Origin of the sequence: Leifsonia sp. NPDC058292 (assembly GCF_042880955.1) — a bacterium.
Lineage (GTDB): Bacteria > Actinomycetota > Actinomycetes > Actinomycetales > Microbacteriaceae > Leifsonia.
Window position 1 is genome coordinate 57,430 of sequence record NZ_JBHVYL010000013.1, and the last position, 14,278, is coordinate 71,707.

The window sequence follows — 14,278 nt, forward strand, 5'->3', positions numbered from 1 at the left end:
CGCCGCAGGTCAGTGACCCGTGGACGCCTTCGCGTTCGACTCGTACGAGGTGTTCGTGGACTCGAAGAAGTTCACGAGCTCGAGTGTGTCGTTCGCCGTCGCCATCCACTTGGCCGGGTTGGCGACCTTGTATTCGGCCTCGAACCCGAGCTCCTCGAGCCGGCGGTCGGCCAGGTACTTGACGTACTGGTTGATGTAGTTGGCGTTGAGGCCCAGGATGCCACCAGGGAGCAGGTCGCGGTTGTACTGCTCCTCCATCTCCACGGCATCCAGGATCATCTGGCGAATCTCGTTCGCGAACTCCTCCGTCTGCAGGTCGGGGTTCTCTTCGAGCACCGTCAAGATCAGGTTGATGCCGAACTTGAGGTGCAGCGACTCGTCGCGCACGACCCAGTCGATCAGCGATCCGAAGTTGCGCAACAGGTTTCGCTGACGGAACGACAGGGCGACCATGAAGCCCGAGTAGAACCAGATGCCTTCGAGGATCACGTTGTAGGCGACCAGGTTGCGGATGAAGTCCTGCTTGCCCTCGGTGGTGGTGATGTCGAGGGTCTGCTCCGTCATCCGCTTGATGAAGTTGACCTCGAACTCCTCCTTGCGGGCCATCGACGGAACCTCGACGTGCGAGGCATACGCCTGCTCCCTGTCGATCGGGAACGTCTCGAGCACGTACTCGAACGACATGCAGTGGTTGGCCTCCTCCCACATCTGCTTGGCGAGGTAGAGGTGTGCCTCCGCAGCCTGCAGGTAGGGGTACACGCCGAACGCGAGCGCCTTGTTCACCAGAAGCTCGTTCGGGTTGAAGTAGCTCATCAGGAAGGTGATGGCGTGGCGTTCCTCATCCGTCATCCGCTTGAAGTCGGCGATGTCTTCGCCCAGCTGGATCTCGTTGGGGAACCAGGTGTTCGCTACGGCCTGGTCGTACAGGTCCATCGCCCACTGGTACTTGACCGGCTTCAGCAGCAGGCCTTCTTCGATTCCCGTTCCCAGGATTCCCATGGTGTTACTTTCTCCTCGGATTGCTTACTGGCACGACTCGCACTGCAGGTCGTCCATCGGGTCGACGGGCACGTAGTACTCCTCGATCTTTGTGTTCATTACTTCTCACCACCGTTCGAAACTCCTCCGAAGCCGAAGCCACGGCGAGCCGGGGCGGGGGCCGCCGGGGCCTCGTTATCGCCGGAGGCTGCGGACGCAGCCGGGGCCGGGGTTCCTGCGCCGACCGTCGCGAAGCCCTTGCGAGCCGACCCGATCTCTTCTGCCTTGTTGACCTTGACCGTCGACTGCTCGGCCTGGTGACGCGGCTTCATGTGCAGGTAGTAGGTGGTCTTGACGCCACGCTCCCAAGCTGCGAAGTAGATGTCCATCATGTCGCCGATGTCCCGAGTCTCGAGGTACATGTTGCGGCTGATGGCCTGGTCGATCCACTTCTGGGCGCGAGCCGCCACCTCGAGGAAGGCGTAGGGCGACAGCTGGAAGCTGGTCTTGTACGTCGCCTTGATCTCGTCGGGGATCTCGGCGATGTTCTGGATGTCGCCCTGCGAACGCAGGATCGACTCGCGGGTCGACTCCCAGATGCCGCGCTCCTGCAGAGCCGAGACCAGGTTGCGGTTGACCTCGAGGAACTTGCCCGAGGAGGTCGACCGGCTGAAGATCTGCGAGAACTGCGGGTCGAATCCGGGGGTGGTGCCGGCGACCAGGCCGATGGATGCGGTCGGCGCGATGGCCATGAGGGTGGCGTTGCGCATGCCGCCCTTGACCTTGGCCCGAAGCGCATCCCAGTCGAGACGGGTGGTGCGGTTGACCTTGATCTCGACCCCCCTGTCTTGCTCGGTGAGGGCGATCGAGTCGAACGGTACGAGACCCTGCGACCAGCGCGAGCCCTCGAAGTTCTTGTATGCGCCGCGCTCCTGCGCCAGGTCGGCGCTCTCGTCGATGGCCGCGTACGAGACGTGCTCCATGATCTCGTCGATCAGGTCGTACGCCGCTTCGCTCTCGTAGCTGATGCCGAGCTTCTCGACGATGTCGGTGAAGCCCATGACGCCCAGGCCGATCGCGCGGTTCTGCTGGTTGGAGAAGTCTGCCTCGTCGACGCTCGACACCGTGATGTCGATGAGGTTGTCGAGCTGGCGCACCGCGAGACGGGCGCTCTGCTCGATGCGGGCCCAGTCCATCTTGCCGTCGACGATGTGACGCGACAGGTTGATCGAGGCCAGGTTGCAGACCGAGACGTTCTCGCGGTCTTGCGGGAGAGTGATCTCGGTGCAGAGGTTCGACAGGTGGATCGTGCCGGTGTTGTTGTTCAGGGCACGGTTGTTGATGGTGTCCTTCCAGGTCAACCACGGGTGGCTGGTGGTCTGGAGGCTCATCAGGATGTCCTTGAACTGCGAGCGCGCCGCGATCTTCTTGAACATCTTGATGCGGCCGGCCTCGGCCTCGGCGACGTAGAACGCGTAGCGCTCGGAGAACGCCTTGCCGTAGAGCTCGTTGAGGTCCGCGACCTCCAGCGGGTCGAAGAGGTACCAGTCCTGATCGTTCTGCACGCGCTTCATGAACTCGTCGCTGATCCAGACGGCGGTGTTCGCGGTGCGGGTGCGGCGGTAGGGGTCGCCGGAGTTCTGGCGAAGGTCGAGGAACTCCGGGAAGTCCATGTGCCAGTTCTCCATGTAGAAGCAGAGCGCGCCGAACTTCTTGCCTCCGCGGCTCACCGCACGAAGAACGGAGTCGATCGTGTGCATGAACGGGATCGGACCGGTCGAGGTGGTGTTGTTCGAACGGATGGGCGAGCCCTGGGCGCGGAGCTTCGTGACGGCGAGGCCGATGCCGCCGGTGCCCTTCGTCAGCCACATGACGTCGCGCACGCTCTTCGCGATGTGCTCGATGTCGTCTTGCATCTCCATGACGAAGCAGTTGGAGAGCTGCGGGTATGCGGTGCCGGCGTTGACCAGCGTCGACCCGGCGGCGAGGTACTCGAGCTTCGACATCTTGTCGTAGAAAGCGAGCGCGTGGCTGGTGGGGTCTGCCTCGTTGAGCGACAGGCCCATCGCGATGCGCATCCAGAAGTACTGGGGAACCTCGAGCGTCTCGCCGTTGCGGGCCTTGATGCCGTAGCGGTTGTTCAGCGTGACGACGCCGATGTACTTGAGCAGCTCATCCCGGGTCGGGTCGAGGTGCGCGGCAAGGCGGTCGAGGTCGAAGACCTGGGTGAAGCGGGAGTCGAGCAGGGTCTCGCCGACACCGCGCTCGACGTAGGCGCGGAAGTGGCTGGTGTGCAGCGAGGCGAGCTCGTCGGCCGTGGCGTAATCGCCGAGCACGCGCTTGTAGATCGTCTTGAGGAGCAGGCGTGCGGCGACGGTGTCGAACGCCGGGTCGTCTTTGACGTTCTGGAGGGCGACCTGGATGACCGCCTCGTCGAGCTGCTGCGTGGTGATGCCGTCGAACAGCGTCAGCTCGAGCTCGCTCGCGATCTGGGTGACCCAGGTGATGTTCTCGTCGAGGCCTTCGGCCGCGTGCTCGATCGCCAGGTTGATCTTGTTGGCGTCGTACGGCTCCCGCTCGCCGTTCCGCTTGACAACAGTGATTGCCACTTTCTCTCCCTCTCAATGTGCCGCTCCCGTGAGCGGCGATGCCTGTGTGCCGACAACTACCCGGCCCGCGCTTAAACCCCATGTCACGGCCGAAAAGTGGGGGTTATGGCCCTCGCTGCTTTTCGGCGTGTGACCACTATATAGCGGGGTGCCGACATTTTCCGAACCCCATATCTTGTGGGCGTGTCATCCACAGGTGTGCATAAGTTGTCCACTTTTCCACAGGCTCTCGAGCCCCTTTCGGGTCGACCCGCACCCGATAGACTTCACTTCCTGTGAGCACATATTCGAGTCTTCTCAAGACGCCAGGCGTGGCGAGGATCATCGCCGCCCAGCTCACAGCCCGCTTCCCGTTCGGGATGCTCTCGCTCGCGTTCCTGCTGCACATCGAGCACATCCACCACTCCTACGGCGCCGCGGGGCTCGTGCTCGGCGCCATGAGCATCGGCCAGGCCATCGCCGGCCCGATGACAAGCCGTCTGATGGGCGTGCTCGGGATGCGCCTCGTGCTGTGGACGACGCTCGCACTCTGCTCGGTCGCGGTTGCCGCGATCGGCGTGTTCGTCATGCCCATCCCGCTCACCATGGGCGTCGCGTTCTTCGCCGGGCTGAGCATGCCGCCCATCCAGCCGGCGGTGCGCACCATCTATCCCAAGATGGTCAACTCCCGGCAGCTCACCCCGCTCTTCTCCCTCGACGCGTCGGCCCAGGAGATCATCTGGATCGCCGGACCGGTCGCGATCACCTTCGTCTCCACCCAGATCGGAACCGTCGAGGGCATCCTCATGTCGGTGGCCATCATGCTGCTCGGGGGGTTCTGGTTCATCGCCTCGCCCGAGGTCGGCCGGGTGCGCATCCCCCGCAGCAAGCGTCGCTTCGGCGTGGTGCTCGCGAGGCCTCCCGTGCTGCTCGCGACGGTCGTCGGCTTTCTCCTCATCGGCTCGTGCGCGGCGATCGAGGCCGGCGTGGTCGCGAACTTCGGCGAAGGTTCGCCGTTCGCGGGCATCGTGCTGGCCATCTGGTCGCTCGGTTCGCTGGTCGGCGGTCTCGCGTTCGGGCACGTGCCGATCGGACCTTGGGCCACCGCCCGACGCATGCTCATCGTCTTCGTCGGCGTCGCCATCTCCACGTTCATGCTGTCGTCGTGGTGGGGGCTCTCGCTCACGCTCATCATCGCCGGGCTCGGCATCGCGCCCGCCCTCGCCGTGCTGTTCGCAATCGTCTCGGCGAGCGTCAAGTTCAGCGACACGGCAGAGGCCTATGGCTGGGTCGGCACCGGTCAGCTCATCGGCGCGGCGCTCGGCTCCGCCCTCGCCGGCTTCCTGATCGACGGCTCCGGGCCGGTCGGCGCGTTCTACGCCGCCGGCGTTTTCGCCCTCGTCGGCTTCATCGTGCCCGCCCTCGCCTGGCGCATCCACCCCGACCTCCGCGGTCGCGACGCCAGCCCCATCCCCGACACCGAGCCGGTCCCCGTCCAACCCTCCTGACCGCGCGCCCGCGCGCGCCTCCGCGCGCCCCCGTCTTGGGCGCGAGGGGCGCCTTGGGGCGACCTCGAGCGCCCTCCAGCCCGCAAGATCTCGCCCCTCGCGCGGTCGGCCTGTGGACAACTTCTGCGGCCATCCCGAGAATTTGGCAGGGTGGCGGGATGCGATCCCAACTGAGCAACGTTCCGGACGAGCTGGGAGAGCGCCCGTTCAGCGTCGCCGAGGCGAAAGCGCTCGGGATGTCGGCGAGCCGCCTGCGCGGTCGCGACCTGGCGCGCCCGGTCCGCGGCGTCCGCCTGCCCGAGGCACGCACCGATCTGGCCTCCCGCTGCCGCGCATTCGCGCTGCACCGGCGTGGCCCGCATGCCTTCAGCCACACGACGGCGGCGACGCTGCTCGGGGTCCCGCCCGCAGCCCTTCGAAGACCTGGGCCATCTGCATGTGACGGTTCCGTCGCCGACCAGGGCTCCCTCCGCTCGTGGATTCGTCGGCCACAAGACCTCGGACTGGCGCCCGGTGCTGGCCGACGGCATCCCGATCACCCCGCCCGCTCAGACGTGGGGAGACCTCGCAGCGATGATTCCGCCCGGCGATCTCGTCGCGGCCGGAGACTATCTGGTCGGCGGGGGTTCGCCGCTGTGCACCCTCGACGAGCTGATCCTGGAGACGGCGATGAGGGCGGGCCGGAGAGGGGCCGCTCGCGCTGCCGACGCCATCCGTCACGTGCGGGTCGGGTCTGAGTCGCCTCAGGAGACGCGGCTTCGTCTGCTGCTGGTCGCGCGCGGCCTCCCCGAACCGGAGCTCAACCACGAGATCCGCTCCCCCGCCGGCGCGTTCCTCGCGCGCGTCGACCTCGCCTACCCGGGCAGGCGCCTTGCGATCGAGTACGAGGGGGATGTGCATCGGGTCGACCTCAACGTCTTCCGCCGCGACATAGCCCGGCGCGAACGGGTCGAAGATCTCGGCTGGCGAATGCTCAGGGTCACCGCCGACGACCTCCATCCCGACTCGGAGGGCCGTCTCGTCGCCCGCGTCAGACGCGCCATCACCAGCCCGGTCCGCTTCCCGTGACGCCACTCGCGCTCGCGCTCACGGCCACGGCCGCGAGGGGCGAGTGGTTGCGACCCCGGAGCATCCGTAGCCCGCAACGACTCGCCCTTCGGCGCCCGGTTGGCGCGCGGTTGGCGGCCGGACGGCTACCAGCGGTCGTGGATGGCGGCGCGGAAGTGGCGGTCGTAGATGGCTTGCACGCCGGCGAGGAAGGCAGGGCCGAGCGTATCGACCGAACCGGCGGCCGCGTTCGAGCGTGCCTGCTCGACTGAGCGGGCGCCGGGGATGACGGTGCTCACGCCGTCGAGCTGCGCCACCCACGCGATGGCCGCCTGCGCCGGAGTGAGTTCGTCTTCGCGCTGAGGAACCAGCTCGGCGAACTCGCGGGCGGCCGCAACGCCTTCGGCGAAGTCGACACCGGAGAACGTCTCTCCGACGTCGAAGGCTTCGCCGTGGCGATTGTAGTTGCGGTGATCGTCGGCCGCGAACGTGGTGTCGGCCGTGTACTTTCCGCTGAGCAGGCCGGATGCGAGGGGCACGCGGGCGATGATCCCCACCCCCGCCTCGCGCGCCGCGGGCAGCACCTCATCGAGAGGCTTAAGCCGGAACGCGTTGAGGATGATCTGCACGGTCGCCGTTCCCGGCCGCGCGATCGCGGCGAGCGCCTCGGCCGTCGTCTCCACGCTCACGCCGTAGGCGGCGATGGCACCGTCGGCGACGAGGGTGTCGAGAGCGTCATACACCGCGTCCGTCGAGAACACCGGTGTCGGCGGGCAGTGGAGCTGCACGAGGTCGAGCCGGTCGACGCCGAGGTTGCGACGCGACCTGTCGGTCCACTCGCGAAACTTGGCGAGCGTGAAGTTCGACGGATCCTGCGCCTCGCGACGTCCCATCTTCGTGGCGACGGTGATGCCGGCATCCGGATGCTCGGCCAGGTACCGCCCGATGAGCTGCTCGCTGCGACCGTCGCCATAGACGTCGGCCGTGTCGAAGAACGTCACGCCGGCCGACGCCGCAGCGTGCAGCACGGACAGCGCATCCGCTTCGCTGACGTCACCCCAGTCCGCTCCGAGCTGCCAGGTTCCGAGACCGATGACCGACACCTCGCGGCCGGTCCTTCCAAGGGTGCGAGTCTGCATGATCTTCAGCGTAGCCGCGCGTTCGCCTCTCGACGTCAGACCGACTGGCACCCGCTCAAACGCTGGATCAAGTGTTCGAGCACCCTACCCGATGGCCGCCGCGACCACCCGTCCCAGCCGTTTGCGGATGATGTGGTCGTTCGCCTCCACACGGTGCATCGTCACGTGGCGCATCGCACCCACCACCGCGAAACTGCCGGGCGCGATGAAGGCGTCGAGCGATCCGTAGACGATCTCGACGGGGACCCTGACGCGCGCCAGGTCGCTGACCGCCGTCTGCCGCTCGATACAGTTCTCCAGCGACTTCACGAACGGGTCCCAGTTCTTCTCGGTGATCTCGAACACGCCTTTGATCGGGAGCAGCCGGGCCAGCACAGCAGCGTTGCGGATCGTGAAGTCCTTGTTGTTGCGCAGAAACTCGTAGGCGCGCAGGTAGGCGCTGACCCGGCTGCGCACCCGCCGATCGCCGATCTCGTCGGGCATTCCGTAGATCGGCGGCCCCACCAGAACCAGTTTGCGCAGGGCGCTCGGATTGTCGGCGGCGAAGCGCGCGACGATGAGGCTGCCGAGCGAATGCCCGACCAGGGTGAACGGGCCGCGCAAGCGCAGTGAGCGGAGCGTTGCCCGCAGCGCGGCGACGTGCTCCTCCATCGTGTATTCGGCGCCCTCCGGCGCAGGCGATCGACCGAACCCGAGGATGTCGATGGAGATCACCCGATGCTCGCCTTCGAGCATGGGCACGAGGTTCTTGAACGTCAGGGACGACGACGCGATGCCGTGCACCAGCACCACGACCGGCCCTTCTCCCACGTCACCCGCGATGTGGAGCAGGGGCGCGCGCGGGCGGAAGAGCCTTCGAAGCACATCCGTCAGCCCGGCCATGCGCCCATTATGGCGTGGCCCCCTGACCTTGTCGTGAGATCGGATCGTGACCCGATCGTCGCCCGACCGTGACCCGCCGAGCCTGATGCGAACCCTATGGTGTTGCCATGAAGCGCACGCTGGGCGGGGCCGTCGTCGTTCTCGCAACAATGATTCTGCTGGCAGGATGCACGAGCAGCGGAGGGAGCTCGAGCGGTTCCGTCGGTGTGCCCGCACCGGACAAGGGCACCGCGCAGGACGCGAACGGCGGCGCCGCCAAGCCGGCCGACGCGGCCGCGAACGAGCTGCTGTCGGGGTCGAGGGATGTGGTGACCACCGGTACCCTTTCCCTGTCCGTCGCCGATCCGATCGCCGCGGCCGAGTCGGCGACCCGAACCGTCACCACGGCCGGCGGCAGGGTCGACAGCAGCACCGAACAGCCGGGCACAGAAACGGAGAAGCCCGGCGCGACGCTGATTCTCCGCATCCCTTCGGCCGCACTGACTCAGACTCTTGCGTCACTCAAGAAGCTCGGCGGTCTCAACTCCCTCTCGCTCAAGGCCGACGATGTGACCAGTCAGGTCAAGGATGTGGACGCGCGCATCACCGCGCTCCAGACCTCCGTCGACCGGCTGCTCGACCTGATGAGCCGTGCCACGACCACCGCCGATCTGATCTCGATCGAGTCGACGCTCTCCGACCGGCAGGCGCAGCTCGACAGCCTGAAGGCGCAGAAGGCGGCCCTCGACGATCAGGTGAGCCTGTCGACGATCACGCTCGAACTCCACGCGAAGGGGACGGTCGCGGCGCCGGCGCCGGCGAGCTTTCTGAGCGGTCTGGGAACGGGATGGGATGCGCTGGTCGCGGCCGGCAGCGGATTCCTCGTCGTGATCGGCGTGCTGCTGCCGTGGTTGGTCGTGCTCGCGGTGCTGGGCGGCGTGGCCTGGCTGATCGTCCGCTGGGCCAATCGGCGCAAGAACGCGCCGGGGAAGCTCCCGCCGCCCGCCGAGGGGTGAGATCCTGCGACCTGGACGGCGAATCCGGTCGCAACGAGTCGCCCCTCGGCAGGCAGCGCGGCAGCGCGTCAGCGGGATGTGGAGGGCCACCACGAGGGGGCGACGCGCGCCAGCAGGGCGAGCAGCGCATCCACATCCCGGGGGCGGTCCCCCGCCAGCCACACCTCGATCGCGCCGATGATCCCGTCGGCGAGGTAACGCGCGATCGTTCGTCGCTCCGCCTCGCTCGTCGCCGGCACGGCCACACTGTGCTGGTCGAGGAGGAGATCGATGGAGCCCTCGAAGTGCCGGCTCAGCATGGCGTGAAGACTGGCCGACCCGCTCTGCTCGCCGAGGCCCCGGCGGTAGATCGCGTCGTGGGCGTCGACGTGGTGGAGCACGGCACGGGTGACGCCGGAGATGGCGGCTCCCGCATCCTCGGCCGGCACATCCAGCAGGTACTCGGCGCGAAGCACGTCGAGCTCCCCGCGCAGCACCTGACCCAGCAGGTCGGCCGGCGACTCCGCGTGCGCGTAGACGGTGGAACGGTGGACGCCGGCCTCGGCGGCGAGCCGGGAGACCGTCACCTCGGCGACGGGACCGGCGGTCGCGAGCGCGAGGATCGTCTCACTCAGTCGAGCTTTCGTCTTCTGCTGGCGGGCATCCATGAAACGATCGTACAATGAGTTATCCGACATGTGTCGGATAAATGACGACAAGATGACGAACACGAGATGAAGGAGAAGAACATGGCTCAGTACGATGTGGCCGACCGCTCAGCGATCGTGACAGGAGGCGGCTCAGGGATCGGGCGCGCCGTGGCACTGACGCTCGCAGCGAGCGGAGCCTCCGTGCTCGTGACCGACCTGAACGCCGAGCACGCGGAGAGCGTCGCGAAGGAGATCCAGGCGGCCGGCGGAACGGCCGCGAGCCTGGCGGGCGACGTGACCGATCCGGCGTTCGCGGTGGCGAGCGTCGAGGCTGCGAACAAGCTGGCCCCGCTCAAGATCGCCGTGAACAACGCGGGGATCGGCGGCGAAGCGGCCAAGGTGGGCGACTACTCGCTCGACAGCTGGCGCAAGGTGATCGAGGTCAACCTCAACGCCGTGTTCTATTCGCTGCAGCCGCAGCTCGCCGCGATGGCGGCCAACGGCGGCGGTTCGATCGTCAACATGGCGTCGATCCTCGGCAGCGTCGGTTTCGCCAACTCGTCGGCGTACGTCACCGCGAAGCACGGCCTTCTCGGCCTCACCCAGAACGCGGCCCTCGAATACGCCGACCGGAACGTGCGCGTGACCGCGGTCGGCCCCGGCTTCATCCGCACCCCGCTGGTCGAGGCGAACATGACATCGGATGCGCTCGCCTTCCTCGAAGGCAAGCACGCGCTCGGCCGTTTGGGCGAGCCGGAAGAGGTCGCCGCGCTGGTCGCGTTCCTGGCCTCCGACGCGGCCTCCTTCATCACGGGCAGCTACCACCTCGTCGACGGCGGATACACCGCGCAGTGACCCTGCCGCTCGGCATGCGCCTCCCCTAGGCTGAGACGCGTGACCGAGCACCTTCCGCTCCTGACCGACGGCCTGCTGGAACGCATCCGTTCCCGGGCCGCCGGTTACGACGCCGCCAACTCCTTCTTCCTCGAGGATTTCGAGGAGCTGACGCAGGTCGGCTATCTGAAGGCCCTCGTGCCGACGGAGTATGGCGGTCGCGGCCTCACCCTGAAACAGGTCGCGCGCGAGCAAGTGCGCCTCGCCGGCGCCGCCCCCGCGACCGCTCTGGCGGTGAACATGCACCTGGTATGGACGGGTGTCGCCAAGGTTCTGCGCGACCGCGGCGACGACAGCCTCGACTTCCTGCTGCGGGAGGCCGGAGCGGGAGAGGTCTTCGCGTTCGGTCTGAGCGAGCCCGGAAACGACCTCGTGCTGTTCGGCTCGACGACCGAGGCGCATCCCGAACCCGACGGTTCGTACCGCTACGTCGGCACCAAGATCTTCACCTCGCTCTCGCCGGGCTGGACGAGGCTCGGAACGATGGGGCTCGACACCGCGAGCGCCGACGCCCCGAAGATCGTCTACGGGTTCGTCTCCCGCGAGGGCTGCGGTTTCGAGATCCGCGAAGACTGGGACACCATCGGGATGCGCGCCAGCCAGAGCAACACGACGGTGCTCGACGGCGCCCTCGCTCCCGCCGACCGAGTCGTGCGCCGCCTCGACCCCGGCCCCAACGCCGATCCGCTCGTTTTCGCGATCTTCGCCACCTTCGAGATCCTGCTCGCCGCGGTCTACACAGGCATCGGCGCGCGCGCACTCGACCTCGCTGTGGCTGCCGCCCACCGGCGTAAGAGCCTCAAGAACGACGGTCGCAGCTATGCCAGCGACCCCGACATCCGCTGGCGGGTCGCCGACGCCGCGATCGCGCAAGACGCCTTGCTGCCTCAGCTCGACTCGCTCGCGCACGACGTCGACTCGCTCGCCGATCACGGGGCGCAGTGGTTTCCGAAACTGGTCGGGCTGAAGGTGCGGGCCACCGAGACGGCGCGTCAGGTCGTCGACCAGGCCATCCGCGTCTCCGGCGGCTCGACATATTTCTCCGGCAGCGAGCTCGGCCGGCTCTATCGCGACGTGCTCGCGGGCATCTTCCACCCGTCCGACGACGAGTCGGCGCACTCCACCGTGGCGAACGCCTGGCTCGGCGCGCCAGAAGACTAGAGGAGCAGGGATGCGACCGATCACTTCCGAGCATTTCGCCGAGCGGCTGAGGCGCGGCGCCGAGGACGCTCGCGCAGCGGGGTTCGACGGACTGCTGATCGCACCCGGCGCCGACCTCGCGTACTTCGCCGACTATCTGCCGGTGGCCACGACCGAACGGATCACCCTGCTCGTCGTTCCGGCAGACGGCGAGCCGGCGATGATCGTGCCGGCCCTCGAGCATGACAGTGCCGTGGACACCCGTGCCGCCGGCGCCATCCGGTTCGTCGACTGGTCAGACGGCACCGACGAGTACGTGCCGACCGCCGCGCTGCTGAAGCCGCACGGGCGCTACGCCGTCTCGGACGCCACCTGGGCCATGCACCTTCTAGCACTGCAGGCGAAACTGCCGGATGCCCGGTTCGAGTCGATCTCCCACGCCCTCCCCCTGCTGCGGGCGGTCAAGAGCGACGACGAGATCGACCGTCTGTCTGCGGCGGGTGCGGCCGCCGACGCGACGTTCGAAGACATCCTCGGGGTCCGGTTCGCCGGTCGCACCGAGAACGAGGTCGCCGCAGACCTCGCCCGGCTGCTCAGGGAGCACGGCCACTCGCAGGTCGATTTCACCATCGTCGGCAGCGGGCCGAACGGCGCCGACCCGCACCACGAGGCGGGCGGGCGCACCATCGAGCAGGGCGACATGGTGGTGCTCGACTTCGGCGGCATCGTGGACGGCTACGGCTCCGACACCACCAGAACCGTGCACGTCGGAGAACCGACCGACGAGGAGCACGAGGTGTTCGAGGTCGTCAAGCGCGCACAGCAGGCCGCGTTCGAGGCCGTGGCTGTCGGCGTCGCCTGTCAGGAGATCGACCGGGCCGCCAGAGCTGTCATCGAGGATGCCGGCTACGGCGAGTTCTTCATCCACCGGGTCGGCCACGGCATCGGCATGACCACGCACGAACCGCCCTACATGGTCGAGGGCGAGCAGAGGCCCATCGAGGCCGGGATGTGCTTCTCGATCGAGCCGGGAATCTACCTTCCCGGCCGGTTCGGGGTGCGGATCGAAGACATCGTGGTCGCGGCCGACGACGGCGCCCACCGTCTCAACAACACCAGTCGCGAACTGCACATCGTCCAGTGACCGCGCCCGGCCGCATCCTCTCCCCCGCCGACCAGGAACGTCGCAGCGGGCTGCGCCGCATGAAAACGCTCGCAGTGTGTCTGCTCGTGTTCATGGCGGCGGTGTTCAGCGTGTCGTTCGCCCTGCAGGGCGCCTACCCGTGGCTCGGCTACGTTCGAGCGGCCAGCGAGGGCGGAATGGTCGGTGCCCTCGCCGACTGGTTCGCCGTGACGGCGTTGTTCCGGTACCCGCTGGGGCTGCGCATCCCGCACACCGCGATCATCCCGAACCGCAAAGACGAGATCGGTCAGAGCCTCGGCGAGTTCGTGGAGACCAACTTCCTCTCCGACGAGGTCGTGTCGACCAAACTCGGGTCGATCGACGTCGCCCGGGCGGTCGGCGGCTGGGTCGCCCAGCCGCAGAACGCGCGTCGCGTGGTGGCCGAAGCCTCGACCGCGGTGCGCGGGCTCGCCTCCCTTCTCGACGACGACGAGATGCGCGACGCGATCGAGGCCATCGCCCGCCGCCACCTCATCGAGCCGGAGTGGGCGCCCCCGCTCGGTCGCCTCGCCGCCCGGGTGCTCGAATCCGGTGGACATCACGAGGCCGTCGACCTCGCCCTCGACCGTCTCGGCGAGTGGCTGGAGGCCAATCCGGATGCGTTCGGCGCCCTCGTCTCCGGCCGACTGCCCTCCTGGGTGCCGTCGTTCGTCGACCGCATCGTCGACGACCGCGCCGCTACCGAGGTGCGCAAGTTCGTGGCCGACGTGCGCGCGAATCCCGACCACCGCCTGCGTGCGGCGCTCGACGGCTACCTCGCCGAGCTCGCCGACCGCCTCCAGCACGACGAGGCCACCATCGCGAAACTCGAGACCGCCAAGGGCCGGGCGTTCGACGACCCGCGCGTGCGAGAGCTCGCCGGCACCGTGTGGGTGGCGGCGCGGACGGCCGCGATCGATGCCCTCAGCGACCCGAACAGCGAACTGCGCCGCCGGGCCGAAGCCGCCATCGCCGACGCGGGCGAACGCCTCGCGGCCGATCCCGCCCTCGGCGCCAGGGTCAACACGTGGCTCCGGGATGCGGCAGCCCACCTGGTGACGACGTACCGGCACGACATCGCCAGCGTCATCAGCGACACGGTCACCGGCTGGGACGCCCGCGAGACCACCGAGAAGATCGAGTTGCAGGTCGGCCGCGACCTCCAGTTCATCCGCATCAACGGCACGGTCGTCGGCGCGATCGCCGGCCTCGCGATCTTCACCATCGCAACCCTGCTCGTGCCCTCGCTCTGATCCCGCCGGCGGGCGTCGAGGGGCGAGTTGTTGCGGGCTAGCGCCCGCCTCAGGCCGCAACGA

Annotated in this window: 12 protein-coding genes; 7 read left to right on the top strand and 5 right to left on the bottom strand. The window is 67.8% G+C overall.

Annotated elements, in window-relative coordinates; genetic code table 11:
• Positions 1–9: 9 nt before the first annotated feature.
• Together ACFVWR_RS09510 and ACFVWR_RS09515 are read right to left on the bottom strand one after the other, a co-directional pair.
• On the bottom strand, positions 10–999 hold the full coding sequence (locus ACFVWR_RS09510; protein WP_387210420.1) for a ribonucleotide-diphosphate reductase subunit beta: 990 nt from the start codon (positions 997–999) through the stop codon (positions 10–12).
• Positions 1,000–1,097: 98 nt separating this feature from the next.
• A complete protein-coding gene (locus ACFVWR_RS09515) occupies positions 1,098–3,587 on the bottom strand; it encodes a ribonucleoside-diphosphate reductase subunit alpha (protein WP_387210422.1) in 2,490 nt (829 codons plus the stop codon).
• Between the two features lie 275 nt (positions 3,588–3,862).
• Here ACFVWR_RS09515 and ACFVWR_RS09520 point away from each other — a divergent pair, with 275 nt between their 5' ends.
• Positions 3,863–5,074, top strand: coding sequence for an MFS transporter (locus ACFVWR_RS09520; protein ID WP_387210424.1), 1,212 nt, complete (start codon positions 3,863–3,865; stop codon positions 5,072–5,074).
• 438 nt (positions 5,075–5,512) lie between these two features.
• The gene (locus ACFVWR_RS09525; protein ID WP_387210426.1) at positions 5,513–6,142 is read left to right on the top strand and encodes an endonuclease domain-containing protein; all 630 of its coding nucleotides are present in this window, start codon (positions 5,513–5,515) and stop codon (positions 6,140–6,142) included.
• Between the two features lie 125 nt (positions 6,143–6,267).
• On the opposite strand, the gene ACFVWR_RS09530 is transcribed toward ACFVWR_RS09525, so the two are convergent.
• Together ACFVWR_RS09530 and ACFVWR_RS09535 are read right to left on the bottom strand one after the other, a co-directional pair.
• Complete coding sequence (locus tag ACFVWR_RS09530; protein ID WP_387210429.1) at positions 6,268–7,260, bottom strand: aldo/keto reductase; 993 nt, start codon at positions 7,258–7,260, stop codon at positions 6,268–6,270.
• Positions 7,261–7,344: 84 nt separating this feature from the next.
• Entirely contained in the window at positions 7,345–8,142 is a 798-nt protein-coding gene (locus ACFVWR_RS09535; RefSeq protein WP_387210433.1) for an alpha/beta fold hydrolase, read from the bottom strand.
• Between the two features lie 107 nt (positions 8,143–8,249).
• On the opposite strand from ACFVWR_RS09535, the gene ACFVWR_RS09540 reads away from it, so the two are divergent.
• The gene (locus ACFVWR_RS09540) at positions 8,250–9,137 is read left to right on the top strand and encodes a DUF4349 domain-containing protein (RefSeq protein ID WP_387210436.1); all 888 of its coding nucleotides are present in this window, start codon (positions 8,250–8,252) and stop codon (positions 9,135–9,137) included.
• A 68-nt stretch (positions 9,138–9,205) separates the two neighbouring features.
• On the opposite strand, the gene ACFVWR_RS09545 is transcribed toward ACFVWR_RS09540, so the two are convergent.
• Complete coding sequence (locus ACFVWR_RS09545; protein ID WP_387210439.1) at positions 9,206–9,784, bottom strand: TetR/AcrR family transcriptional regulator; 579 nt, start codon at positions 9,782–9,784, stop codon at positions 9,206–9,208.
• 81 nt (positions 9,785–9,865) lie between these two features.
• Between ACFVWR_RS09545 and ACFVWR_RS09550 the strand changes: the two genes are divergently transcribed.
• From ACFVWR_RS09550 to ACFVWR_RS09565, 4 genes are read left to right on the top strand one after another with little or no spacing between them, the layout of a single operon-like run.
• On the top strand, positions 9,866–10,621 hold the full coding sequence (locus ACFVWR_RS09550; RefSeq protein ID WP_387210442.1) for an SDR family NAD(P)-dependent oxidoreductase: 756 nt from the start codon (positions 9,866–9,868) through the stop codon (positions 10,619–10,621).
• Between the two features lie 39 nt (positions 10,622–10,660).
• Positions 10,661–11,821: an acyl-CoA dehydrogenase family protein gene (locus ACFVWR_RS09555; protein ID WP_387210445.1), complete on the top strand. Its 1,161-nt coding sequence runs from the start codon at positions 10,661–10,663 to the stop codon at positions 11,819–11,821.
• Positions 11,822–11,831: 10 nt separating this feature from the next.
• Complete coding sequence (locus ACFVWR_RS09560) at positions 11,832–12,944, top strand: aminopeptidase P family protein (protein ID WP_387210448.1); 1,113 nt, start codon at positions 11,832–11,834, stop codon at positions 12,942–12,944.
• A complete protein-coding gene (locus ACFVWR_RS09565; protein ID WP_387210451.1) occupies positions 12,941–14,215 on the top strand; it encodes a DUF445 domain-containing protein in 1,275 nt (424 codons plus the stop codon). The genes ACFVWR_RS09560 and ACFVWR_RS09565 overlap by 4 nt, the downstream gene beginning before the upstream one ends.
• Positions 14,216–14,278: the final 63 nt, after the last annotated feature.